General features: G+C 61.7%; 25 protein-coding genes and 1 pseudogene. 12 read left to right on the top strand and 14 right to left on the bottom strand.

The genetic code is table 11. From position 1 onward, the window contains the following. Positions 1–43: 43 nt before the first annotated feature. The 5 genes from NKH22_RS11880 to NKH22_RS11860 all read right to left on the bottom strand — a co-directional run bounded on the left by NKH22_RS11880 (position 44) and on the right by NKH22_RS11860 (position 4,160). Positions 44–508: a DUF302 domain-containing protein gene (locus tag NKH22_RS11880; protein ID WP_502908568.1), complete on the bottom strand. Its 465-nt coding sequence runs from the start codon at positions 506–508 to the stop codon at positions 44–46. A gap of 99 nt (positions 509–607) precedes the next feature. Then, complete coding sequence (locus NKH22_RS11875; RefSeq protein WP_023686286.1) at positions 608–1,810, bottom strand: MFS transporter; 1,203 nt, start codon at positions 1,808–1,810, stop codon at positions 608–610. Between the two features lie 91 nt (positions 1,811–1,901). Beyond that, positions 1,902–2,384, bottom strand: a complete 483-nt coding sequence (locus NKH22_RS11870; protein WP_023683372.1) for a cupin domain-containing protein — start codon at positions 2,382–2,384, stop codon at positions 1,902–1,904. A gap of 192 nt (positions 2,385–2,576) precedes the next feature. Continuing rightward, positions 2,577–3,491, bottom strand: coding sequence for a LysR family transcriptional regulator (locus tag NKH22_RS11865; RefSeq protein ID WP_352909607.1), 915 nt, complete (start codon positions 3,489–3,491; stop codon positions 2,577–2,579). Positions 3,492–3,728: 237 nt separating this feature from the next. Beyond that, on the bottom strand, positions 3,729–4,160 hold the full coding sequence (locus NKH22_RS11860; protein ID WP_245261696.1) for a hypothetical protein: 432 nt from the start codon (positions 4,158–4,160) through the stop codon (positions 3,729–3,731). 76 nt (positions 4,161–4,236) lie between these two features. On the opposite strand from NKH22_RS11860, the gene NKH22_RS11855 reads away from it, so the two are divergent. From NKH22_RS11855 to NKH22_RS11835, 5 genes are all read left to right on the top strand, one after another. Further along, complete coding sequence (locus tag NKH22_RS11855; RefSeq protein WP_023814571.1) at positions 4,237–5,076, top strand: patatin-like phospholipase family protein; 840 nt, start codon at positions 4,237–4,239, stop codon at positions 5,074–5,076. Positions 5,077–5,305: 229 nt separating this feature from the next. Beyond that, on the top strand, positions 5,306–5,575 hold the full coding sequence (locus NKH22_RS11850; RefSeq protein ID WP_023683376.1) for a BufA1 family periplasmic bufferin-type metallophore: 270 nt from the start codon (positions 5,306–5,308) through the stop codon (positions 5,573–5,575). Positions 5,576–5,620: 45 nt separating this feature from the next. After that, entirely contained in the window at positions 5,621–6,649 is a 1,029-nt protein-coding gene (gene bufB / locus NKH22_RS11845; protein WP_023686289.1) for an MNIO family bufferin maturase, read from the top strand. Next, on the top strand, positions 6,636–7,421 hold the full coding sequence (locus NKH22_RS11840; protein WP_023683378.1) for an HvfC/BufC N-terminal domain-containing protein: 786 nt from the start codon (positions 6,636–6,638) through the stop codon (positions 7,419–7,421). The genes bufB and NKH22_RS11840 overlap by 14 nt, the downstream gene beginning before the upstream one ends. Before the next feature lie 11 nt (positions 7,422–7,432). Next, positions 7,433–7,909, top strand: coding sequence for a DoxX family protein (locus NKH22_RS11835; RefSeq protein WP_023686290.1), 477 nt, complete (start codon positions 7,433–7,435; stop codon positions 7,907–7,909). 343 nt (positions 7,910–8,252) lie between these two features. Here the strand turns inward: NKH22_RS11835 and NKH22_RS11830 are convergent, their stop codons facing one another. The 3 genes from NKH22_RS11830 to NKH22_RS11820 all read right to left on the bottom strand — a co-directional run bounded on the left by NKH22_RS11830 (position 8,253) and on the right by NKH22_RS11820 (position 11,149). Beyond that, positions 8,253–9,623 (bottom strand): chloride channel protein, encoded by a 1,371-nt coding sequence (locus NKH22_RS11830; protein ID WP_023691684.1) that lies wholly within the window; start codon positions 9,621–9,623, stop codon positions 8,253–8,255. Between the two features lie 188 nt (positions 9,624–9,811). Then, positions 9,812–10,111 carry a hypothetical protein gene (locus NKH22_RS11825; RefSeq protein WP_023683381.1) on the bottom strand — a complete coding sequence of 100 codons (300 nt, stop codon included), beginning with the start codon at positions 10,109–10,111 and terminating at the stop codon, positions 9,812–9,814. Between the two features lie 132 nt (positions 10,112–10,243). After that, positions 10,244–11,149 carry a LysR family transcriptional regulator gene (locus tag NKH22_RS11820; protein WP_023683382.1) on the bottom strand — a complete coding sequence of 302 codons (906 nt, stop codon included), beginning with the start codon at positions 11,147–11,149 and terminating at the stop codon, positions 10,244–10,246. Positions 11,150–11,321: 172 nt separating this feature from the next. On the opposite strand from NKH22_RS11820, the pseudogene NKH22_RS11815 reads away from it, so the two are divergent. The 6 genes and pseudogenes from NKH22_RS11815 to NKH22_RS11790 all read left to right on the top strand — a co-directional run bounded on the left by NKH22_RS11815 (position 11,322) and on the right by NKH22_RS11790 (position 16,843). Further along, positions 11,322–12,397: pseudogene (locus NKH22_RS11815) on the top strand (class I SAM-dependent methyltransferase). A gap of 42 nt (positions 12,398–12,439) precedes the next feature. Beyond that, the gene (locus tag NKH22_RS11810; RefSeq protein ID WP_352909603.1) at positions 12,440–12,739 is read left to right on the top strand and encodes a putative quinol monooxygenase; all 300 of its coding nucleotides are present in this window, start codon (positions 12,440–12,442) and stop codon (positions 12,737–12,739) included. A gap of 142 nt (positions 12,740–12,881) precedes the next feature. After that, positions 12,882–13,520: a DUF1326 domain-containing protein gene (locus NKH22_RS11805; protein ID WP_023683386.1), complete on the top strand. Its 639-nt coding sequence runs from the start codon at positions 12,882–12,884 to the stop codon at positions 13,518–13,520. A 9-nt stretch (positions 13,521–13,529) separates the two neighbouring features. Next, positions 13,530–14,393, top strand: a complete 864-nt coding sequence (locus tag NKH22_RS11800) for a DUF2182 domain-containing protein (protein ID WP_245261700.1) — start codon at positions 13,530–13,532, stop codon at positions 14,391–14,393. A 121-nt stretch (positions 14,394–14,514) separates the two neighbouring features. After that, positions 14,515–15,960: an adenylate/guanylate cyclase domain-containing protein gene (locus NKH22_RS11795; RefSeq protein WP_023686294.1), complete on the top strand. Its 1,446-nt coding sequence runs from the start codon at positions 14,515–14,517 to the stop codon at positions 15,958–15,960. Between the two features lie 586 nt (positions 15,961–16,546). Then, positions 16,547–16,843 (top strand): helix-turn-helix transcriptional regulator, encoded by a 297-nt coding sequence (locus NKH22_RS11790; protein ID WP_352712615.1) that lies wholly within the window; start codon positions 16,547–16,549, stop codon positions 16,841–16,843. On the opposite strand, the gene NKH22_RS11785 is transcribed toward NKH22_RS11790, so the two are convergent. The 6 genes from NKH22_RS11785 to NKH22_RS11760 form a co-directional block, all read right to left on the bottom strand. Further along, complete coding sequence (locus NKH22_RS11785; RefSeq protein ID WP_352909600.1) at positions 16,797–18,053, bottom strand: tyrosine-type recombinase/integrase; 1,257 nt, start codon at positions 18,051–18,053, stop codon at positions 16,797–16,799. The two genes, NKH22_RS11790 and NKH22_RS11785, sit on opposite strands and share 47 nt — an antisense overlap. 294 nt (positions 18,054–18,347) lie before the next feature. Then, positions 18,348–19,910, bottom strand: a complete 1,563-nt coding sequence (gene guaA / locus NKH22_RS11780) for a glutamine-hydrolyzing GMP synthase (protein WP_023707954.1) — start codon at positions 19,908–19,910, stop codon at positions 18,348–18,350. Between the two features lie 55 nt (positions 19,911–19,965). After that, positions 19,966–20,631, bottom strand: a complete 666-nt coding sequence (locus NKH22_RS11775) for a 5'-methylthioadenosine/S-adenosylhomocysteine nucleosidase (protein ID WP_023745697.1) — start codon at positions 20,629–20,631, stop codon at positions 19,966–19,968. Then, positions 20,631–21,089 carry a PaaI family thioesterase gene (locus tag NKH22_RS11770; protein WP_023686843.1) on the bottom strand — a complete coding sequence of 153 codons (459 nt, stop codon included), beginning with the start codon at positions 21,087–21,089 and terminating at the stop codon, positions 20,631–20,633. Before NKH22_RS11770 ends, NKH22_RS11775 begins: the two co-directional genes overlap by 1 nt. Positions 21,090–21,173: 84 nt before the next feature. Further along, positions 21,174–21,614 carry a TspO/MBR family protein gene (locus tag NKH22_RS11765; protein WP_245261809.1) on the bottom strand — a complete coding sequence of 147 codons (441 nt, stop codon included), beginning with the start codon at positions 21,612–21,614 and terminating at the stop codon, positions 21,174–21,176. 84 nt (positions 21,615–21,698) lie between these two features. Further along, positions 21,699–22,988 carry an RsmB/NOP family class I SAM-dependent RNA methyltransferase gene (locus NKH22_RS11760; protein WP_023701301.1) on the bottom strand — a complete coding sequence of 430 codons (1,290 nt, stop codon included), beginning with the start codon at positions 22,986–22,988 and terminating at the stop codon, positions 21,699–21,701. Positions 22,989–23,307: 319 nt separating this feature from the next. On the opposite strand from NKH22_RS11760, the gene NKH22_RS11755 reads away from it, so the two are divergent. Continuing rightward, on the top strand, positions 23,308–23,985 hold the full coding sequence (locus NKH22_RS11755) for an MIP family channel protein (protein WP_352909598.1): 678 nt from the start codon (positions 23,308–23,310) through the stop codon (positions 23,983–23,985). Positions 23,986–24,096 lie beyond the last annotated feature (111 nt).

Genomic DNA, 24,096 nt, shown 5'->3' with positions numbered 1-24,096 from the left:
CTGCCCGCCGCTGTCGCCGAATAATCTCGCTGGATCCCGGGCGCTAGTTCTTCTTGATCGTCGAGGTAACCGACTGGATGACTTCCGTGGCCATTTTGAACTGCGGCGCCCGGTCGGTGATGCCATGACGCTTGGCGATCCAGTCGAAATCGGAATAGGCGGCGTAGACCCCGCCATCGGCCGTCTGATAGACCAGCACGCGCACCGGCCAGTCGAGGCCGGCTTCGGGGTTGGCCGTGATGAAGGTCGTGCCCAGGGCCGGATTGCCGAACATCACAAGACGCGACGGTTTGACATCGTTGCCTGCTTTGTTGCCAAGCTTCGCTTGGTCGATGACGCCGAAGAACATAATGCCTTTCTTGAGGACGTCCTTCTTGATGCGGGCAACGGTTTCAGCGACGGAGTAGTCGCTCTTCACCGTCACGACGCCATCCGAGGCGGCGGCAGGGACGACGATCGCCACCAGTATGGCAGCGCCGGCAATCAGGGTTTTCATATAAGTGGTCATGTCAGTCTCCTTGGGTTTGTCGTGACGTTAAGTTGAGCGATGGAATTCACAGCGCCTTGCTCGTCGGCGCGACTTTCTTCGGCTCACCGTTCGTGCCGGTCAGACTGTTGGCGTCTTCAGCACCCCCGCGACAGCAACCGCACAGGCAAGCACAGCGACAAGCACGGTCACACATGCGGTCCAGCCAATCCGGTCATAGATCTGGCCGAGGACGAAACTGCCCGCGAGCCCGCCCGCATAATAGGATGCGAGGTAAATGCCGCTTGCCGCGGTGCGATCACGCGATACGGTCCGGCTGACGTGGCCGGTGGCTATCGCCTGCGCCAGGAAGGTGCCTACGGCGACAAGCGCCATCCCGGCAAGAACGATCGGCAGACTGGTCGCAAGCAGCAGAAGCAAACCGAGGATCGCCAGCGCAAGTGTTGCACCGATCCCCACCCTGGGGCCTAGGCCGGCAGCAACGCGCCCTGCCAGCGGCGTGGTCAGCATGGAGGGCAGGAAGACGAAATAGACAAGACCCAGTGCCATCGGCGACAGCGATAGCGGAGTGGCGACAAGCTGGAAGTTCACATAGGTGAAAGTGCCGATGAACACGAAGAGGATCATGAAGCCGATCGCGAAACAGGCGCGTAGCTCGGCGTCCTTCAGTGCGCCTTTCCAGGCCGCGCGCGCGGGTTGGCCCATGGCGTCGGCGCCCATAGTTGCGGATGTCTTTTGCAGCGTAAACCATACAAGAGCCGCGCCAATCAGATTGAGGGCGGCGAACGTCAGGAAGTTGGTGGAGATGCCGAACGTATCGGCGACGGCGGCCGACATAAGCCTGCCGAAGAAATTGCTGGCGACGTTGCCGGTCACGTAGGCCGCAAGCGCGCCGGTCGTTTGGCGCGATGAAAAATGTTCGGCCAGATAGGCCATCGTCAGCGTGAAAGCGGTTGACATGCATAGGCCCTGTGCGACCCGCAGCAAGGCGAACACGATTATGTTGTCGGTCTGCGAAAGCAGCGTCGTCGGTATCGACAGGACGGCCAGGCTGATCCAGATGCCGTTGCGGCGATCGATGCCGCGCCCGAAAAGCGCGACCGCGATGCCGGCCACAGCCATGCCGAACGTGCTGGCATTGACCGCGAGACCCATCGTGGCGCGGCTGACGCCGAACTTGATGACCAGCGACGGCAGTATGGCCTGAGTGGCGAAGAGATCGACAAGCGTCAGGAACGCAATCAGGGCGATCAGGCCGAAGCGCCGGCCATCCGCAGCAACCATTCGGAGCCGCGTTGGTTCACTCAATCCACTGGTCGTCATGACAGGGCTCCGTGGCCACACGTCCCCAGGCGGCTGCCCGAGGACGCGCTTCAATGGGGGGTTACGGGAAGACGTCGTCGAAAGACGCGGATCACATCATGTGGTCGTCGGGCATCGCGGGCGGCAGGACGTCGGCGGAATAGAGCACGGCGGGCACCTTGCCGTTGTTCTTCCACCAATGGGCGAGCTGGCCGAACTCGGCAGTCACATCGCCAGCCGGGTGCTCGATGCCCACTTTACAGGTGCTGCGGTATTCGGTGATCGAGCCTTCGATGATGAGGATGTTGGCCGGGCGGACGTTGTGTTCATGCCATGGCACGACGCCGCCGGGCTGAACGACGAGCTTGCGAAGGCGCAGCATATTGCCCTTCCAGGCCTCGCCCTTGCTGCTCAGATCGATCGCAGAGAGAACCGTGTCGACAACGCCAACCGGTTTGCTGGGATGTTCCTGGATATCAGTCGTTGCGGCCTGGCCGGCTGGGCAGTCGCCGGCGAAGGCCGGGGCAGAGGAAAATGCAGCGGTTGCCGAAAGCAGACCTGCCGCAAACGCCAGAGTGAGTTTCTTGGTAGCCATCTTGTATCTCCTTTGTCGGTGCCCAAACGCGGGAGGCGGGGCATGACGAGGAGAGTGACGGGAGCGATCAGAAAAGAGAAATGCTGACTGGCTTTCAATTCGATACCTGAAAACTATCGTCGAACGACGCGAGCGCATAAAAAAGCGCACGACAAGACTTGTCGCACGCTCCCAGAATTTGGTCGTTTTGCTTCAGGCTGCGTTTTTGTGGATCGCCTGGGCTATTGGGCTCTCAGGCCAGCCATGCGCCTTGACGCTGTTCACGAAAGCCGACGCCGCAGGCGAGAACCTGCGTCCCGCAACGACGACCAGGGATACTTCCCGCCAGACCTCAGGATCGATGACGGGACGGACCTGCAGGCCCGGAATCACCGCACTGAATTCAGGGATGAAGCAGATACCTAGCCCTCCGGACACCATGTTCTGGATCCAGTCCTCGCGCTCGCTGGCGTAGGAGATCCTGAGCTTGACGCCACGATCATTGCAGAGACCAGCAAGATGATCGCGATACTCACAATTCAGGCGCCTGAGATAATTTTCGCCATCGAGTTCGGAGATGGCAACGTTGTCATTGCGGGCCAGCCGATGGCCATTTGGAAAGGCGAGGACAAAGCGCTCGCGATAAAGCGGTGTGACGTCAAAGCGGTCCGGGAAGCTGTCGCTCGAGGCCATGATGGCGACGTCGATCTCGCCGGACTCCAGAAGCTGGGAGAGCGATGCCGGGACACCCTCAACCAATTGCAGCTGGATGCCCTGCTGACGCCGGTTGAATTCGGCCAGAAGACCGGTGAAGCGACGGGGGCCGATTGTGCACATGACTCCGACCTTCAGGTTGGCGTTTTCCAGGCACAGGAATCTCGATGCCTCCTGCCGCACTCCAGTCAGTTCGTCGAGAATCTGCTGAAAACGGGGGCGAAGCAGCACACCCAGGTCGGTCAGGTGGGTCAAGCTTCGTTCACGGCGAAACAGCAGCCCTCCGACCTCTTCCTCGAGTTGTTGAATCGCGCGGGACAGAGCCGGCTGAGTGACGTTGCACTTTTCGCCCGCGCGCGTGAAGTTTCGTGTCTCGCACACTGCCAGGAAGTAGCGGATGTGGTGAACGTCCATGCCGATTTATCCCCAATTGCACGAGGTTGTTCGCGCTTCGGAGACTGCCGCAAGGCTCGCTTTGGCGCCAATGCACTGCGGCTATAAAGTCGATAGCGGTCCGTCATGGCGCCGCGACAGCGCGCGCTGCGGACTACTTGCGTTGCGCAGCAGCTGGCCATCACCAAAAGACGGTGGCGAGCAGACCGCTCGCCATTGTGACATCATTCCTGTGTTGCCCGGCACAGTCGGTGCAGCTCAGTTGGCGCCGCCAAGCGCCAATACATTGGCGCAGAACGCTGCGTGCGGCTTGCTCATGGCTGCGTCATTGCACATCTTCATCATCTTGTCCCGATCACCCCGGGGCGCAGTCAGCCAAGCCTTTTTGAAACCGGCCATCGGCTTCATCGTTTTCATGCCGGCATCGCTATAGAATGACGGCAGCGACGCCAGATCGCTGAAGGCATCGGCGGATGCAGGCCCGGCTAAAAGAGCGAGGGCGAACGCCCCCAAACAGACATTTCGTATTCTCATGACACGCTCCTTTTGGTGCTGAAGGCCTGCCGGCGAAGGTCGTGGCGCCAGCTCCAAAGCGAGATCGTCGGATACTCGCCAGCCTCGCAAATCTTGCGGCGCGGAAGAGATTGCCGCCAATGCAATCTGACTATGGAGTTCATGCCAGCTTGGCATTTCGCCAATGAAGGATCATGCGGCAGTGTCTCCATCAAACGCCTTCCCTGGCGTTCTTCGGGAGGAGATCCAAAAGATGCAAATCCAGGCCGCAACCGACCATGGCTTTGTTGCCGGTGCAAGACCGGCGACGGAAGACAGCCAGCTGATCGACATTACGCTGACAAACGACGCACACGGCGCATTTGTCTGGGGCGTGCTCGATCGCTTGCTGGATGAGCCTCGCCTTTCCTTCCGCAGCATCACTGCATCCGGTTTCGGAGGCATGGAGGCAGCGGTTCTTGCCTACGGACTGGCTCTGGGCGGCAGGCGTGGGGCAAGGACGGCGCTTACCAATTTCTGGCGGCGTGTCAGCCATGCAACGATGTTCGCGGCCGATACAGCCAAGCCGCTGAGATCGATCCTGGAACAGTCCATCGACATTGCCGAGATCCGCAAGGAAAGCTGCCCGTTGAAGCTCAACATCCTGGCTTCGAACGCCCTCACCGACACCGTCACGATTTTCTCCGGCGACCAGTTGTCGATCGACGCGATCCTGGCGGGAGCGACAGTCCCATTCCTCTTTCCCGCCGTGGAAATCGATGGCGATCCATATTGGGGTGAAGGCGATTTTTCGGCCTTGCCAGCAGTGCAGCAAATCGAGGCTGGGCATTGGCTGATTGTCAGCGGCAAACCCTCCGAGGGCATGACGCCTTGTGCTCACCGCCTCGCCGCAAATGCCTTGAACTCTGCATCTGTCCTCTTCGACAGTCATCACAGAACAAGTGCTGCGCTGTTTACCAGGCCCTGGACCGACTGGGGCGAATTGACCGACATGCGTGACCGTGGACGGCAGCGGGCCGAGGAATGGCTTCTCGCTGACCATCCAAGCTTGAGCGAAAGCTCAGTCGTCGACAGCAAAAATCGATACGTCTAGGCGCCTCCCTCCGCTTGGCCGCGCCTGCCTCTCCGCGCTCACGAAGTGTAGGCGCCAAAGCCCTCCGGTTCCCCGCCGGAGGGCTTTGGTCGTTACCCTCCTCAACATAGTGACCGCGTATCAAATCCATGCCGAGACAGCATTTCAGCTTCATCGCGCATTGGACAACACTGCTTGCAGACAGGCCGCCAGGTCAGTCTTCCCTCTAAACGCAACCAGGAGAACGACCGTGATCAACACCAAGACCCTCATCGGATCGGCCCTCGCAGCCGCCACCTCGCTTGCTGCATCTGCAGCCTATAGCGGCCCGGCTGCTCAGCCCAGCTTCTCGTTCGAGAAGTGCTATGGCGTCGTCAAGGCCGGCCAGAACGACTGCCAGACCGCGACGCATTCATGTGCCGGCACCTCGACCGCCGACAACCAGCCGGACTCGTGGCTCTACGTGCCGGCCGGCAGCTGCGCCAAGATCACCGGCGGCAGCGACAAGCCGAAAGCCTGACCGACCCAGACTTCAAGCCAACCCCCTTTGGAAGGGAGCAGACCGATGCCCCGTGCATTTCAAGGTGTCGCCATCCCCGCAACCGCGGGCATCGGTCTTCGCTCTCCTCATATCAGCGAAATGTTGAGCCGCAGGCCCTCCGCCGGCTGGCTCGAGGTGCATGCCGAGAATTATATGGGCGACGGCACCGCCGTCGAGGCGCTTGAACGGCTGCGCCAGATATATCCGCTGTCAGTTCACGGTGTTGGCCTGTCTCTGGGCAGCGCGCAAGGCGTGGACCGCGATCATCTGGAAAGGCTGCGAAAGGTCTGCGAGCGGTTCCAGCCCGATCTCGTTTCGGAGCATCTTGCCTGGAGCGTTGCCGACGGAGCCTATCTCAACGACCTGCTGCCGCTTCGCTATGACGAAGAGGCGCTGGCGATCGTGGCGCGAAACATAGCGACCGTCCAGGATACGTTGAAGCGACGTGTGCTGATCGAGAACCTGTCCGCCTATGTCGCGTTTGCCGACTCCTCCATGAATGAAGCTGAATTTCTGGCCGAGCTGGTGGCGCAAACTGGCTGCGGCCTGCTTCTGGACGTCAACAATGTCCAGGTTTCGGCGCACAATCTCCAATACGACGCAAAGACCTTCATCGACGCTTTGCCTGCCGATGCCATCGGTGAGATCCACCTTGCCGGCCATGCGACCAATCAGGTCGGCGGCGACACCGTGCTTATCGACGACCACGGCTCTCGCGTGCCGCCGGTTGTCTGGGGGCTCTATCACCATGCCATCAGCCATCTCGGGCCGCGCCCTACGCTGATCGAATGGGATACCGATGTTCCGGTTCTCGACGTGCTGCTCGGCGAGGCTATGTGGGCCGACATGCTCTCCGCTTCGATCATGTTCGGCCGCAAGCAGGCCGCGAGGCAGACCGCCCCAACCACGGTCCTGCCGGTGTCCAGCCTGCCAGCTTTCGAAAGCACGCGAACCAGCATGCCTGTGCTTGCGGCATTTGCCGCTGCCAGAGCCAGACCGGCCATGCACATGGCCTTGCCGACAATCGAGGGAGGATATCATGCTGCCGCTTGAACATCTGCAGACCATGGTGGCGCGCTCGGTGCTGGCCATGGAGCCACTGATCGACGCGAAAATGCTGACCGCTGGCAAGGCCGACCCAATGGCTCGCCTGCGCATCTACCAGAACAACACGCGCAGTTCCTTGACCGCCGTGCTGATGGCCGTCTTCCCCGTTACGGCCCGCCTCGTGGACGAACGTTTCTTCCGCTTCATGGCGAGCGAGTTCATTCGACGGCATCCGCCGGCGGAGTCACGCCTGGCGCGTTATGGCGCGGGCTTCCCTCGCTTCCTGAAGACCATCGACACCCTGTCCGACATGCCGATCGTCGCCGAGACGGCTCGGCTCGAATGGGCCATTGCCGAAGCGCTCGATACAGCTTCGCTGCCGGCCCGCAGTCTCGCAGAATACGACAGCACCGACCTTGGGCTGTCGCCGGATATCCTGCTCCAGCCCTCACTGCGACTGATGGTCTCCCACTGGTCGATCCTATCGGTATGGATGGAGCATCAAAAGGAGACTGCGGTCGATGAAAAAATCACCTGGACAAGACGCCCTGAACGGGTGGCGCTGTGGCGATCGGGGAACTACGTGCGGCTTTTTCTGCTCGACCGCGCGAGCTTCGGCTTCTGGCATTCGCTGAAGCACGGCTTCGGCCTTGAGCATGCCACTGGCCGCGCCTTGGCGCTCGACCCGGCCTTCGACCTGGTTTCAGCGCTTGTGCGTCTGTTCCGCGACAGGCTCGTCACCGACGTGCGCGTCCCGGTGCCCCCTCTCTCAAACTGAAGGAGACGATCATGACTGCGATACCAGAATATTCCACGCCTCGCCCTGCCGGCCTTGTTGGTGTTTACCGACGAGTGATCAGCTTGCCGGAGCGTATACCATTTTCGCTGGTCCAGCTCGCGGCTCGAGTGGCGATTGCGCATGTCTTCTGGCAGTCTGCACAATCGAAGCTGGCGTCTTGGCCGGTGACGCTGCAGCTGTTCGCCAGCGAATACAATCTACCCCTCATCGATCCGTCGATCGCGGCGCCGCTGGCGACAACGGCAGAGATCACCGGGGCGGTGCTGCTTTTCCTGGGGCTGTTCTCGCGTCTCGGCGCGCTGATGCTGCTCGGCGTCGTTTCGGTTATCCAGATCTTCGTGTTCCCTGAGAACTGGGCCGAGCATCTGCTGTGGGCATCGCTGTTGCTGCTGGTGCTTACGCGTGGTGCTGGGGTTTTCTCACTCGACTATATAGCCGATCGAATCTCTTCGGCCTCCAAAACCTGAATATTTCAGTCGAGGAGGCTGACCTGATGTGCATCTTCACCCGTGCACTGAAAGCTGGATGAAGGAGCCTTGTCCAACCCACTGGACACCGCGTCGCAGTCCGCCGTTCCTAAGCTAACACCTCTCACCTGAGCTAGGTGCACCTCAAAGGTTGACGTATCGATCTTCGGTCTTGCCGTCGCCACTAACTCCGGCAACGGTCGCGTTGCTGTGAGGCCGTAACGGGCACTCGCCGCGGGGCGAATACGGATTTATGCAAGTCGTCTCGCCTCTTCAGACGATGTTGATTCTCGCACACCGGATCCACAAGAAAGTTCGCCAGCATGTCTTTCAATCGACAAACTCAAGCTGGGCTCCAAGCGGCAGAGCCGGATGTTTCGAGATTTCTGGATCTTCTCCGCCGGATCGCCTCGGCGATGAAAAGGCGAGATAGGGCGTGGTAGAGCGGCTCGTTCGAAATCAATCGCGCTGTCCCATAGCCCAGCATCGATGCGCACATCAGCGCAATGACATTGTCGTGGTTGCCGGTCATTTCGAGGATGATGACGAAGGCTGTCATCGGAGCCTGCACAACGCCGGCGAAATAGCCGGCCATGCCAAGCAGCGCAGCGGTGCCGGTGGCGCCGCCGAGGAGTAGGCCAAGCGTGCTGCCAAGGCCGGCTCCTACGGCCAGCGATGGCGCGAAGATGCCGCCCGGAATGCCCGAAACCATCGAGAGCAGGCCAGCTGCGAATTTCCCAGCAAAGAAGAACGCCGGCAGCGGCGTGCCTTCGATGGCTCCCCGCGCCTGCGCATAGCCGGTGCCGAAGGTGAGGCCATTCGAGGCGATCCCGATCGCGGCCACCGCCAGCCCGCAAATGCCTGCCACAACCATTGTGCGCCAGAGCGGCTGGAACGCGTTCCAGCGCCGGATGCGGCGCATCGCGTTCAGCGCCAGCAGAGAAAATAGCGCGCCGACACCGCCGCCGATGATGCCACAGGCAAGCACCAGCGGCCAGTCGCTGGCAAAGGCCACTGTTTCTTTGGCGACTCCGAAGTAAGTGTAGTTTCCGACCAGGCCCAACGAGGCAAGTCCAGCGAGGATCACCGCCGTTAACACCAGCCCATTGGTCCGAGATTCATAGGCGCGACCCATCTCTTCGATAGCGAAGACAATGCCGGCAAGCGGTGTGTTGAAGGCTGCCGCTATGCCTGCCGCCGACCCGGCCAGGATCAGCCCGCGCGCCTGCGCCATGCCACCCCAGCGCGCGACCTGCAGCATCAGAGAGGCGCCGACCTGCACTGTCGGTCCCTCGCGGCCAATCGAGGCCCCGCAACCTAGACCGACGACGGTGAGCGCGATCTTGCCCACTACCAGCCGCAACGACAGGATATGGCCGCGGTCGTCGTCATCACGCAGATGGCGCGCGGCGATCGCCTGCGGAATGCCGCTGCCCTGCGAGCCTGGAAAGAAGGAATGCGCAAGCCAGGCGCAGAGAACGAAGCCGAGCGGCGTCAGCACGAGTGGCAGGTAAAAGCGCCAGCCGCTATCGGTGTCGATGACGGAATGGAATAGCGCCTGCGCTTGATCGGCAAGCACCGCGAACAGCACGCTGATCAGTCCGATCGAAATGGCGCCTGCCCAGAAGACAATGCGCGGCTGCCAGACGCGACGCGAAACCCACATCGCCTGCGAGCGTCGCAGCATCGGATGTCGTCGCGATATGCGTGCCATGTTGGGTCCCTTCGTAATAGACCCGGCCTAACACACCCACCGAGCCGATCAACCTTGCGAAGCAACAGCTTTGGCTGGCGAGGACAGCAACCACGGCAGTGACATGGTCTCGATGGCGGAGGATCGATGGGACATCCCGCCGGCGCGCGTGCCGGCGGGATGGAAGCATTGACGGGCGCGATGGCTCCTCACATCGCCATTTTTTCACACTCGGCCTGGGCCTTCTTGGTCGATGTATCGACCATGTAGGTTTTGCCCTTGGCGTCGGTCATCATCATCATGCAATGCTTGATCGGCTTGGCCATTTTCATCATTTCGGCGCTCATCTTGGCGTCCGGCATCATGGTGCCCATATGCCCGTCGGGCATGACGGCTGTCACTTGCCCGCCCTTCATCATGGACATCGTGCCCATCGTGTCCTCGGCGAATGCTTGCGAGGCGCAAAGAGCGGCAATGCTGGCGGCGACGAAGATTTTCAACGAATGCATTCGGAATACTCCCATTTTTGCGGGGCACAGTTGCCCCATTCGTGGGTTCGCCCGACATTGCGGTCAGTTACATCGACACGAAGATGTGATCGTATGGCGCATGTTTGCTGACGCGGAAGGCGGACTGTGGACTTAGAGACCAGTCGATCCCGCCGTCATCGGTATGTGCCAGTCATACTCCATCACCGCCTTGGCAAATGCAGAGATGGCGGGCGAAGGCAGTCGATCCGCGACGGAGACCAGTGACACCTCGCGCACGATCTCTGGGTCGACGACCAGCCTGTGGCAGACGCCCGGCTGGCTGGCGGAGAATTCCGCGATGAAGCAGACGCCCATTCCCGCGGCTACCATAGCCAGGATCCAGTCCTCGCGCTCGCTGCGATAGGCGCTCTTGATCTCGAAGCCGAGGTTTTGGCAGAGCTCGTCGATGCGATTCCCATATTCGCAGTTGATACGCTCGAGATAGGGCTCGTTGCGCACATCCGTCAGTTGCAGCGTATTCCGCGTCTCGAACGGATGCCCGGTTGAGAAAGCGAGCCCGAAGCGTTCCGTATAGACCTGCTCCGCCCTCAGCCGATGATCGAATGGCTCCGGGCGCGCCAAGAGCGCGATGTCCAGCTTGCCTTGCAGCAAAAGGTCGGTGAGGTGGTCAGCGGCGCCTTCGATTACGGTCACCTCGATTCCGGGAAACCGTTCGCGAAATGCATTGAGGAAGCCGATAAAGCGCAGCGGCCCGATAGTGCACATCACGCCGAGCGTCACCGGCGCCGTCTCGAGCGACAGAAAGCTTCTGGCGGTGCGCTTGGCATGCTCCGAGCGCTGCGCGATTTCGTCGAGATGACTCCGCATCAGGCGACCGAAATCGTTGAGCTGGACATGGCCCTTGTCGCGATGGAAGAGCAGTCCGCCGAGTTCCGCTTCCAGCTTCTGTATGGCGCGGGTGAGCGCAGGCTGAGTGATATTCACAAGGTCCGCCGCCTGGCGAAAGTTGAGCGTTTGGCAGGCGGCCAGAAAATAACGAATTTCGTGCATTTCCATGACACATCCCCGCTGATGCCCGGCATGCATCGCCGCAATCAGAACTCGGCATTATCGGCAGGTGCTATCCTTAGGTAAACTTTCTCCGCTGTCCATGGCCAGCCCATCCCGGCGGCGGGATCAGGCGTCCAGCCTTGGGCCGATGTTTGGGATCGAGCCGGAGGAAAAGCCGATGCTGGAGCGCAACAAGGACAAACAGCCCGACCAGGAAAAGCTGGAGGCCCTGCTGGGAAAGATGGTCGGCGATCTCGGCGCCATCACCACCGGGGCGGCCGTGCTGCTGGGAGACAGGCTCGGCCTGTTCTCGGCGATGAGCGAGGGCGGCAAGATGACCGCCGGGCAGCTTGCCGCAAACACCGGCACGCAGGAGCGGCTTGTGCGTGAATGGCTTTCGGCGCAGGCGGCCGCCGGCTATGTCGAATACGACGAGGCCAGCGACAGCTTCTACCTCAGCCCCGAGCAGGAACAGGTCTTCGTCAACGAGGACAGCCCCACCTTCATGGCCGGCGCCTTCGAGGTCGTCTCGACGCTATGGCTTGACGAAGAAAAGGTGCGGCAGGCGTTTCGTTCGGGCAAGGGCCTGGGCTGGCACGATCACAGCGCCTGCCTATTTCGCGGCACGGAACGGTTCTTCCGCCCGGGCTAAAACGCCAATCTGATCGGCTCCTGGCTGCCGGCGCTCGATGGCGCGGTCGAGAAGCTGGAGCGTGGCATAGACGTCGCCGACGTCGGCTGCGGCCACGGCGCATCGACCGTGCTCATGGCCAAGGCATTCCCGAATTCGCGCTTCACCGGCTTCGACTATCATGCCCCGTCGTCGAACGGGCGCGCGCCGCAGCCAGAGAGGCCGGCGTCGCCGGCAACACCCGCTTCGAAGTGGCGGCGGCCAAGGATTTTCCTGGCACCTACGGTCTTGTCGCCTTCTTCGACTGCCTGCACGACATGGGCGATCCGGAGGGTGCGGCCAGGCATGTGCACAAGGCACTGAAGCCGGACGGCACATGGATGATCGTCGAACCCTTCGCTCATGACAAGCTTTCAGCGAACCTCAATCCGGTCGGGCGCATCTATTACGCCGCCTCGACCTTCATCTGCACGCCTGCCTCGCTATCGCAGGAGGTTGGGCTCGGCCTCGGCGCCCAGGCGGGCGAGGCAAGGCTGCGCAAGGTGGTTACCGGCGGCGGCTTCCGCCGTTTCCGTCGCGCCACCGAGACGCCGTTCAACATGGTTCTGGAGGCTCGCCCGTAAGCCTGGTCGATTTATTAATTTGGCTATGGATTGGAGGAAGGCATGACCGCTTACAATGTCGTTCGGTTTCGCACCAAGCCCGGCAAGGAACAGGCCTTCATCGACGCGCACAAGAAGGCAACGCTCGACGTCAAGGGCTTCCGCAAAGCCGCGCTCGTCAGGACCGGCGACCGGACCTTCTGCGTCGTCGGTGAATGGGACGACATGAACAGCCTCGCCGCGGCCCGGCCGCATATGATCGGCCTTATCGATACGATGCGCGATATGCTGGAGGATCTCGGCGCCGAGCTCGGCGTGACGGATGCCGTCTCCGGCACGTCCGTCGTCGAGATCCGGACCTGAAGCGCCCCAACTGCAGGTTTTGGCATGCACAGCTCGACCACCGGGGTGGGGCCAATCCATCAAAGTCAGTGGCGACGCACGAACTGCTGGAGCGCGACCAATCTTCGGCGTATAACTAGGCCCAATCTCCGGAGGATGAGCCATGAATGCAGTGCCTCAATGGCGGCTCGCAGGCGACTGGTTCGACATCTGCAGCTGCGACATCCCTTGCCCTTGCGAGTTCGCCCAGCGGCCAACCGGCAATCACTGCCAGGGCGTGCTCGCCTGGCATGTGCGCGAGGGTCAGTATGGCGGCGTGAAGCTCGACGGCCTGACGCTGGTGGCGCTCGGCGAGTTTGAAGGCAATCTGTGGGCCGGCGAGGCAAAGGCCGTGATGGGCATGTATCTGGACGAGAAGGCTGATGAGCAGCAGCGCGAAGCCCTGCAGGTGATCTTCGGCGGCCACGCCGGCGGCTGGCCAGCGGGTTTTGCCGCCAATATCGGGGAGATGCGTGGCATGGAGTTCGTGCCGATCACTTTCGAGGTGGCGGGCGACCTGGCCACCTGGCGGGTCGAAATTCCTGGTCTCGTCGTTGGACGCGCAGAGGCGCTTTCCGGTCCCACCACCCCGCCCGGCAAGCGAGTGCAGACGATCAACCCGCCGGGTTCGGAGGTCGGCCCGGGCCAGGTTGCCACCTGGGGGCGTTCTGTCGAGGTGAGCACCAAGGGCTTCGGGCTCGACTGGACTGGCACGGCCCGCTCGAGCAAGCACATTCCGTTCGACTGGACCGGCCCGAACTAGGGCGTGACAATGGCTGACGCGTTCCCCAGGAAATCGCGGCGGTTCACCCGGAATCTGCGCGGCATCCCGCTCGGCCTTCTCGCATCGCTCGTCGTGCTGACGGCAGCGGCGTGGACGCTCACCCTCTACCAGACATTCAGCATGGATATGCCCATGGGCATTGCCGCGCGCGGCGGTATGGAGGGTATGGAAGGCATGGCTGGCATGGCGATGGCCGGAATTGCCGCCGACGACTGGTCATTTGCCGGCGCCGCCGCTTTTCTCGCTGTGTGGACCGTGATGATGGCGGCTATGATGCTGCCAGCCGCGGCGCCCATGATATTTATGTTCGCGGCGGCGCAGGCTAGGCGCGAACAACATGTGGCCATCCCGACGTGGACCTTCGTCGCGGGCTATCTGCTCGTCTGGGCGGGGGCGGGCCTTGTCGTATATGTCCTGGTCCAGTTCGGTAGCGACGTTGCAACGAGCCTCGATCCGCCCCAGCGTGCGAAATGGGCACCGCTCGCGCTCGGTGCCACGCTTGGCGTCGCCGGGCTCTATCAATTCACGACCCTCAAGCACATTTGCCTCAGCCATTGCCGTTCGCCGCTCGCTTTCGTTGCGCAGCACTGGCGCGACGGGCGTGTTGGCGCGCTCAAGATGGGGCTGCGCCACGGTCTCTATTGCTTTGGCTGCTGCTGGGCGCTGTTTGCCGTGCTGGTCGCGACCGGCGTCATGAGCGTCGCCTGGATGTTGCTTTTGACGCTGCTCGTCTTCGTCGAGAAGCTGCTGCCCCGTGGCCGCCGCTTCGAAGGTAGTTTGGGCATTGCTTTGGTGGTCCTCGGGATCGTTGTATCGCTCGGGGCGATCGATATGCCTTGGATGGTCGGTTAGACGAGTAGGAGCATAAGCATCTCAGCTGTGCCGGCAGACGCTTTCGATGGCAATCCATTCGCATCGCGCTGGTTTTTTAGTAGGCTGTCGCACGGCAAGGCGGCAAGGTTGAGGGTCCGATGTGACGGTAGTCGACGATCGTCTTCTCGAAAGCAGGATGACCAAAGTAGAGCAGGCGCGAGTCTGGAGCCCACGCGTCATCTCGAAATTCGAGACGCTGATCAGGAGCGCCGACGATCAGGCGCTCTATCGTGTCAATCCGCTGGCCTTCGCCCGCGACCGCGCAATCGCCGAACCTGAAGCGATCGACCTCTTCCTTCATGCCGCCCGCTGTGGCTTATTCGACATGAGCTGGGATGTGCTGTGCCCCCAGTCTGGGATGGTGCTCGATAGTTTCGGCGCCTTGCGCACGCTGAAGACCCACTATGTCTGTGGCTTGTGCGATGTATCGGGCGACACCGACCTAGACGACTTCATCGAGGTCACCTTCTCGGTATCGTCGAAGTTACGGCGCCTGCCGCACCACGATCCCCAGACGCTTTCCGTCGAGGATTTTCACTGGAAGCTCCACTTCGGACATGACGGGCGGCTACCGGGGCAAGACGTTCGCTTTCTTGACGTTCTGCGTGGCTTGGTTCGGGGCATGACGTTTCTGCAGCCCGGCACCATCACAGTGCTCCGCACTGACTTGGGACTAGGCGCCCTTTCGGGAGTCAACGTCCGGACGCAGGCTGCATTCGCCGTGCCAATATCAGGCGATCCGGTGTCGGCACCCACAGTTCTGAAGATCGATTATGACGGCAAACGCTTCCTGCCGGCATTGCCCGCCGTGCCACCCGGTCCGATCGTTATAGAGGTAGCAAATAGGGGGCCAGCGCGTGGTTCGCTGCTTGTCATCAACTGGCCGCCCGAGCTTGTCGCGTTGACGACCAAGCCGGCCCTCGATTTCGATCCTTATGTTTCCGGTGGAGCGCTGCTTGCACGGCAAACCTTCCGCCAGCTCTTCCGGTCCGAACGCGTCGACGAGAATGAGGGGCTCGGTATCCGGCAGATCACCTTCCTGTTCACGGACCTCAAGGGTTCGACCGCCATGTATGAGCGCCTTGGTGACCTCAACGCCTATGCTTTGGTCCGCGAGCATTTCGCTCTGGTCAACGCGGCGGTTCAGCAACATTGCGGCGCGGTGGTCAAGACGATTGGCGATGCGGTGATGGCTGTATTCTCGCAGCCGTCGGATGCGATTTCGGCTGCACTCCACATCTTTGAAGAAATCGATCGCTTCAACGGCGACCATGACGGGCCGGGGATCATTCTGAAGATCGGAGCCCATTGTGGCCCATCGATCGCCGTGACGCTCAACGACAACCTCGACTACTTCGGTCAGACCGTGAATGTCGCCGCGCGCGTGCAGTCCCTAGCAGAAGCCGGACAGATCTGCATTTCCGAAGCGCTCTATTCCGCGCCCGGGGTTAGCGAAATGCTTGCCGGCCATCGCGTCGAGGCGTTTGAAGCGCCTCTTCGGGGTGTGGAGGGTGATGCAACTGTCTATCGTATTATGCGGGGATAGACTCGGTCGCATGCCAACTCCCGAGGAACTGCTCGACCATCTTAGATTCAAATCGCCTGCCCCAACCTTCGTATCAAGCACGCACCAGTTCGCCTCATTTCGCAATGCTCTGCGAACTGCCGCCTTGCATCGGTCCGACGATGATTGGCGCAAAGCTGGCTGTGCCCTGGATTTAGCGATGTCGGCTTTTGGGTGCAGGACGGGACGGCAGGAATGTCTGATATGGGGCGCAAAGCTGCCGTTCGCATCGTGGATAGCTTCCGGGTCAGACTCTCCCTTTGCCTACCGGTCTTTGCAGCACCGAGAAGGGCCCACTACGCCCGACACTGTAGAAAATATCGCATGGTCTCCGAGTGGGGGGAAAGGCGGTAGCGCTCTACCGCTACCAACCCCCGACCGGCGAAGGGATCCCCTTCAATACATCACGAACGAGGCAGTCATTTTTCCATTTCGGTTGAGCCATCGGCGTAGGTGGACCTGTCCTTTTCACAGGTCGAAACCGCCGATTATACGGCGTCCGAGCTGAGGCTCTTTTCCCATCGAACACAATCGCCTTCAATTTCGGCTCATAGCTAAGGAGTACGAGATGACAAGGTCGAATGAAGAAGCACTGAAGCGTACAATCCGCAGGCATCAGTTGCGCGAAATGGTGCCGCTTGCAGACAGTACGATATACGAGATGGAGCAGCGGGGCGAATTTCCACGACGCTTCGCCTTAACCCCGAGATGCGTGGTCTGGGACCTGAGCGAGGTTCAAGCATGGCTCGCGGCCCGCCGCTCAAAGCCAATTCTCCGCGCCCGCAAACCGGATCTGAAGCAACGCCGAGCCCGGCCGGTCAGAGGGCGGGATCAGGCTCCAAGATCGGCATCGACGGCGGGATGAGCGTCGGGACGTGCTTCTTGCCACTCACCCAGGCATCCAAGATGTCCGACCACTCCTGCATCATGTGGCGGCGCTGCACCTCGTATTCGGCCTTGTTATAGACCCCGCGCGACGAGCGCCCGTCCTCGTGCGCCAAGCATTTCTCGATCCAATCGCTGTTGAAACCAAGTTCGTTCAACAGGGTCGAGCCCGTTCGCCGCAGGTCATGAACCGTAAACGGCTCCAGAGGCAGTCCGTTCGCCTTCGCCCGTTCGACGACTGCGTAAGTGATCCGATTAAACGTAGCGCGCGACATCGGGGCGTCCGCATCGTACCGCGATGGAAGAAGGTATCTGGAATTTCCCGCACAGGTCTTCAGGGCAATCATGATGTCGAGCGCTTGGCGCGACAGATAGACGTTGTGCGCTTTCGACCGCTTCATGCGTTCCTTTGGAATGGTCCAGACCGCATTTTCGAAATCGACCTCGTCCCACACCGCATCCTGCAGCTCGCTCTTCCGCACCATGGTGAGCAGATACAGCCGCATTCCCAAGCGGATCGTGGGAAGTGTGGAGATGTGCTCGAGCTGCTTCAGCATCACGCGAATTTCGGACGGCGAGAGCGAACGGTCCTTTGGGACGAAAGTCGCGATTGATGCGGGTCCGACTTCATCAGCTGGGTTGGCGACCTTCTCTCCATGCAGGATCGCAAAGCCGTAAATCTGCTTCACGATATCTCGCACGTGAATAGCTGTCGCCGGAGCACCGCGTTCAACGATGCCGCCGCATAGTGCTCTGAGATCGTCCGGCGTGATTTCCGGCAGGAGACGATTGCGCCAGACCGGAAGAAGCTCCCGTTCGAAAATGGCGCGCCGCATGGCGCGCGTGCTGTCGGCCATGGGCGCGGCTGTGAGCCATTTCTCGCCGAATTCGCCAAAACTCTTTGCCTCTTTCAGGCGGCGCTTGTCGCGCTGCTTCTCTATCGCCGGCGATCGCCCCTCGCCGATAGCGCGCTTCGCGTCGAGGCACTTTTCTCGGGCCAACGCGAGCGAGATTCCGTCTCTGCCGTATCTGCCTAGATAGACCGTCTCACGGCGTCCATTCAGCCTGTAATCCAGCCGAAACGAGATCGCGCCACTGGGCATGACGCGGACGTACATGCCATCACGGTCAGCAATCTTGTAGATTTTTCCTTTTGGTTTCAGCGCTTTAAGGGCGGCGTCCGTCAACATACCCATTTGCCTCCTGAAAAGTACCGTCAGTACAATTTCGAGGCTCCGTGGCAGGAAATCCCTTTTTTCTTCAATGCCTTAAGGCACAAAAAAGTACCGTCACGAGCCTCATCGACTCTGACGGTACTTAGAAAAATTCGGGTGGGCAATATGCGGAAGGTCCGTCAGGCGGTCCGTCAAAGGCAATCGCTGCATGCCGATTGTCGCTGATTGTTCCTGAAAGGATTTATCTTTGTTTTCAGTGCGTTACGTCGCAAATTGGCGTGTTCTCGGCGGCGTTTGAGTGGGTCTAAATCATTCCCACTCGATGGTGCCTGGCGGCTTTGACGTCACGTCGTAGACGACGCGGTTGATGCCGCGGACTTCGTTGATGATGCGGGTGGCCGCCGCGCCGAGGAAAGCCATGTCGTAGTGGTAGAAGTCGGCGGTCATGCCGTCGACGGACGTCACGGCGCGCAGGGCGCAGACGAATTCGTAGGTGCGGCCGTCGCCCATCACACCGACGGTCTGCACCGGAAGCAGCACGGCGAAAGCCTGCCAGATGGCGTCGTAGAGGCCGGCCTTGCGGATCTCGTCGAGATAGATGGCGTCGGCCTCGCGCAGGATTTCGAGCTTTTCGCGGGTGATACCGCCGGGGCAGCGGATGGCAAGGCCTGGTCCAGGGAACGGATGGCGGCCAATAAAACTTTCGGGCAGGCCGAGTTCCTTGCCCAGTGCCCTCACCTCGTCCTTGAACAGTTCGCGCAGCGGCTCGACCAGCTGCATGTTCATGCGCGCCGGCAGGCCGCCGACATTGTGGTGCGACTTGATGGTCACCGACGGGCCGCCGGTGAAGGAGACGCTCTCGATGACGTCGGGATAGAGCGTGCCTTGCGCCAGGAAATCGGCGCCGCCGAGTTTCTTGGCCTCTTCCTCGAACACTTCGATGAACAGCCGGCCGATGGTCTTGCGCTTCTTCTCGGGGTCGGACTCGCCTTCCAGCGCCGAGATGAATTTTTCCGACGCGTCGACCAGGATCAGCGGCAGATTGTAGTGCTGGCGGAACATCGCCACCACGCCGGCGGCCTCGTCCTTGCGCATCAGGCCATGGTCGACAAGAATGCAGGTCAGCTGGTCGCCGACCGCTTCGTGGATCAAAAGTGCGGCGACCGATGAATCCACGCCGCCCGACAGCGCGCAGATCACCTTGCCCTTGCCGACCTGTTTGCGAATTGTCTCGACCGCATGCTCGCGATAGGCGCGCATCGTCCAGTCGCCTTCGATGCCGGCGATGTTGTGCACGAAGTTTCTCAGCAGCCTGGCGCCATCCGGCGTATGCACAACTTCCGGGTGGAACATGATGCCGTACATCTTGCGCGCGACGTTGCCGAAGATGGCGAAAGGCGAGCCTTCCGACTTGCCGAAGACTTCGAACCCCTTGGGCAGCGAGATGACGCGGTCGCCATGGCTCATCCACACCTGGTGGCGCTGGCCTGGCGCCCACAGGCCCTCGAACAGCGGGCTGTCCTTTTCGATCTCGACGAAGGCGCGGCCGAATTCGCGATGGTTCGAGCTTTCGGCGACGCCGCCCATCTGCACGCAAATGGCCATCTGGCCGTAGCAGATACCGAGCACAGGTACGCCGGCATCGAAGACGATCTGCGGCGCGCGCGGGCTGCCGATGTCCGATGTCGAGGCGGGACCGCCCGACAGGATCACGGCTTTCGGATTGATGCGCTTGAAGGCAGCTTCGGCCGATTGGAACGGCACGATCTCGGAAAACACGCCAGCCTCGCGGATGCGGCGGGCGATGAGTTGCGTAAACTGGCTGCCGAAATCGACAATCAGGACTGTATCGGGATGATTGGCTGTCGTCATGGCGAGCCTTTAGAGAAAGAAACGAGTCGGCGCAATGGGGTGCGCAACCCGACTTTCAGAGCGGCGCCGACTCTTGCCCAGGCTGCTCCTTGTGTAGCGTGCCGGAGCCGATGGCCTGTTCGAGCCGAGCGACCGCATCCGCCAGCTTCTCGTCGATGACATGCAGATATTCGGTCCAGTCGCCAACGTGGCGCAGATCGGCTGCACCGTCTGAAATGCCGCGCAGGCCGATAAGCGGGACATCGAACAACTGGCAGGCGCGCAGGCAGGCGAAGGTTTCCATGTCGACCATATCGGCGGCGATGGCGTCGTAGGCGGCGCCGGTGATGATGGCGCCGCCGGTCGACAGGCTGGCTTCTTTAATGCCCGGTATCCTGAATGATAGCGGGACGGTCACCGGCAGGTCGAGGAACGGCGTCGCGCCTTTTTCGAAGCCTAGCGGCGAAGCGTCGATGTCGCGATAGCTGACCGAGACCGCCTGGTAGATTTCCGTCTGCTCCAGTGTGCGGCTGCCGGCGGAGCCGAGCGAGACGACGAGATCGGGCAACGCCTTCTCGGATTTCAGCCATGACAGTTCGGCGCCGAGCCGCACACCTGCCTCTACCGGGCCGACGCCCGTCATCAGCGGCGTGAACAGTTTTTGCAGATGCGGACCGTACTCGGCCTGCGCCGCCATGACGAAGAGGACGTCCTTGCCACCAATTCGCGTAATTTTGGCCATCAGCCTGCTATCCCGTCACGGCCAACCACCGTCATCATCGTGCCGGTCATGGTCGCGATCAGCTTGGCCTCGCCATCGGCGGCAAAGGCGTAGGCCTGGCCGTCGGCGACGATGATGGTGCGGCCGGGCTTGGTCACCGAGCCGCGGAACAGGAAGCGTTCGCCCCGGCCGGGCGCCAGGAGATTGACCTTGAACTCGATGGTCAGCACGCCGGAATTTTCCGGCATCAGCGAGAACGCGGCGTAGCCGCAAGCCGAGTCCAGTGCGGTCGAAATCACGCCGGCATGCAGGAAACCATGCTGCTGCGTGAGTGCGGCCGAATAGGGCATTTCGATCTCGATGATGCCCGGCGTCACAAGGGTCAGCTCGGCGCCAATGGTCGCCATCGCCTGCTGGCGGGCGAACGACGCCCTGACGCGGTCCTCATAATCGGGTGCGGGTACGATCTTTGCTGCCATGGCCATCGCCCTGATTTATCTGCAAAGCTTATCGCAGACGCCTGAACGCCACGCAAATGCTTTTGCTGCACTGCAGCAAAGCACTCAGTTCAACAGGAGCAGCGACGCATTGAGCAAGGTGGCGAAGGCCACCCATAGGGAATAGGGCGCAAACAGCCAGCCGGAAACCCGATCGCGGTTCCACACCGTGGCTATGAACAGCGCAATGCTGGCGAGAAGAGCCAGGATCACGACCAGTGCCGGCCCCACCAGTTTGGCGCCGAAGAAAGTCGGCGACCAGGCGAAGTTCAGAACAAGCTGGAGGGCCCAGATCTTCATCGCGGCGCCTGCTCGTTCCCGCTCCCATGTCCGCCAGCCGGCTACGGCGATCAGGACATAAAGGAGCGTCCAGGCCGGCGCGAAGACCCAGTTGGGCGGGTTGAAGGGCGGCTTGGCGAGCGAGGCATACCATTCACCCGGCAACGTCGCATAGCCGATCAACAGGCCGCCGCCGAGCACCAGAATGAGGAAAAGCAGAGGCGACACATATCTTTGCAAGAATTCTACCCCGTCTGGCGGCCGACGCCGCGCATCTGCAACTGGCGCTATGTCAGCCTGTCAATCGCAGCGTCAATTCGCCCGACGCAGCGCACAGAAATGGAACCCGTCGGTGCCGCTGAGCGCCGGCGACAGCGAGATATCGCTTGTCTTGCCGATCCGGGCGGCCGCTGCGTGGCCGGGGAAGCTGGCATCCCAGAGCGCGCGATGATCGACCGGGACAAAGCCCTTGTGCCGCTCGCGGAAGGCAGCGATCTGCTCGCCATTCTCCTCGTCGAACACCGAACAGGTGATGTAGACCAGCAGGCCGCCCGGTTTGACATAGGCCTTGGCCGCGTCGAGGATCGCCGACTGCTCGCCCTTGCGGGCATCGAGCTGTCTTTGCGTCAGCCGCCATTTGGCGTCGGGACGGCGCCGCCAGGTGCCGCTGCCGGTGCAGGGCGCATCGACCAGCACAATGTCCATATGGCCCACGAGGGGGCTGAGTTCAGCCGGCTTGGTGACGACCTGCACGTTGCGGTTTTCCGAACGGCGGAGGCGGTCGAAGATCGGCGCCAGTCGCGCCTTTTCGGCATCATGGGCGAAGACCTGGCCTTTGTTGGCCATCGCCGCAGACAGCGCCAGCGTCTTGCCGCCGGCGCCGGCGCAGAAGTCGAGCACCTGCATGCCGGCCTGCGCGCCGGCAAGGGCGGCAACGATCTGCGAACCCTCGTCCTGGACCTCGAACCAGCCTTTCTGGAAGGCCGGCTCGGCCTGTACGTTCGGGTGCCTGCCGTCGCCGTCGATGGGCGGGATGCGAATGCCTTGCGGCGCGATAGCAGCCGGTTTGGCGCCAGTGTCGGCGAGTTCGGCCAGCACTTTGGCGCGGTCGGATTGCAGCGTATTGACCCTGATGTCGAGCGGCGGGCGGGTCGCCAAAGCCGCCCCTTCCGCAACCCAGTCTGCGCCAAAGGATCGTTCGAAGAGCGGCGCGCACCAGTCGGGTATGTCCGCCCGCACCGCCTCCGGCGCGTCTTCAGGCCGGCGCTCGGCCAGCGCCTGCAACTCGGCGGCGCTGAGCAGCGGCGGCGCGAACTTGTCACCCTGGAGCGCATCGTTGAGCGATTGCGGCGTCTGGCCCCATTCGATGAGCAGCGCGCCGAAGCCGATGGTGCGGGGCGTGTCTTCACCTAAAAGCCAGCCGGCGGAACGTTTGTGGCGCAGCGCGTCGTAGACGATGTTGCCGATCGCCGCGCGGTCGCCGCCGCCCGCAAAGCGATGCGACAGGCCCCAATCTTTCAGCGCATCGGCCACCGGCCGGTGGCGCCGGCCAATGTCGTCCAGCACTTCAATGGCTGCCGCCAGCCGTCCGCCCAGTCGCATTCGTCATTCCATCTATCGAGCACAGTATCTTTCGGCCTGCTCTTAGAGCGTTTCGCGTCGAGATTGAACCCCGCTTGAATTTCGCGGCGACGAGGCCTTCCGCTCGCGGCCGACGATTTTCCCCGCCGGCAAATGTCCGCCCGCCGGCGATAACAAATCTCAAATATATGCAAGGTCTCTAATGTTGGTAACTGGCCGCCGTAAGCACGATCTGTGGCGCAATTGCTCTGCTTTCCAAGCTTTTGCGTTGGGAATACTCTTTGCGCCATGATTCGCGGCGCGGAAAAGCGGACCGACGGATCGATACGAGGAGAGGGCAATGAAAACGTATCTTGCGGAAGTTCTAGGGACATTTCTATTGGTGTTTATCGGCACGGCGTCGGTGGCGACGGGTGGCTTTCTCGCCGACTTGCCGCTGGGCCAGGAAGCCATCGGCCTGGCGTTCGGCATCGGCCTGATTGCGGCGGCTTACGCGGTGGGTCCCATCTCAGGCGCACATCTCAACCCGGCCGTCACGCTCGGCGTCTTCCTTGCCGGCCGGCTGCCGGCCAAGGGTGTGATTCCTTACTGGATCGCGCAGATCATCGGCGCCATTCTGGCCTCGCTGGCGCTGTGGATCATCGTCTCCGGCCAGACCGGCGGGCACACCACCGGTTTCGGCGCCAATGGCTGGGACGTGGCGAAATGGGGGACGAGTTCGGCCTTCCTGTTGGAGCTGATCGGCACCTTCACCTTCGTCACCGTCATCCTCGGCGTCACCGCCGAGAAGCACTCGACGGCGTTCGCCGGCCTGGTCATCGGCCTGACGCTGGCCGGACTGCACTTCGCAATGATCCCGGTGACCGGCACCTCGCTCAATCCGGCGCGTTCGATCGGCCCGGCGCTGTTTACCGGTGCCGCAGCCCTCAGCCAGCTCTGGCTGTTCATCGTTGCGCCGCTGATCGGCGGCGCAATCGCTGGCGTCGTCGCCAAGGCACGCATCTTCGAAAAGGACTGATTTCGAAGCCTGCGAAAACGAAGGGGGGGGGGGGGGGCGCCCCCCCCGCGGGGGGGGGGGGGGGTTTGGAGCGGGGGGGGGTACACGTGGGGGGGGGGATCGCGGTGGCCC

The organism is Mesorhizobium sp. M1252, assembly GCF_040318265.1.
Taxonomy (GTDB): domain Bacteria; phylum Pseudomonadota; class Alphaproteobacteria; order Rhizobiales; family Rhizobiaceae; genus Mesorhizobium.
Note: the sequence above shows the minus strand (reverse complement) of the source record. Positions and strands in the feature narration are given on the sequence as shown.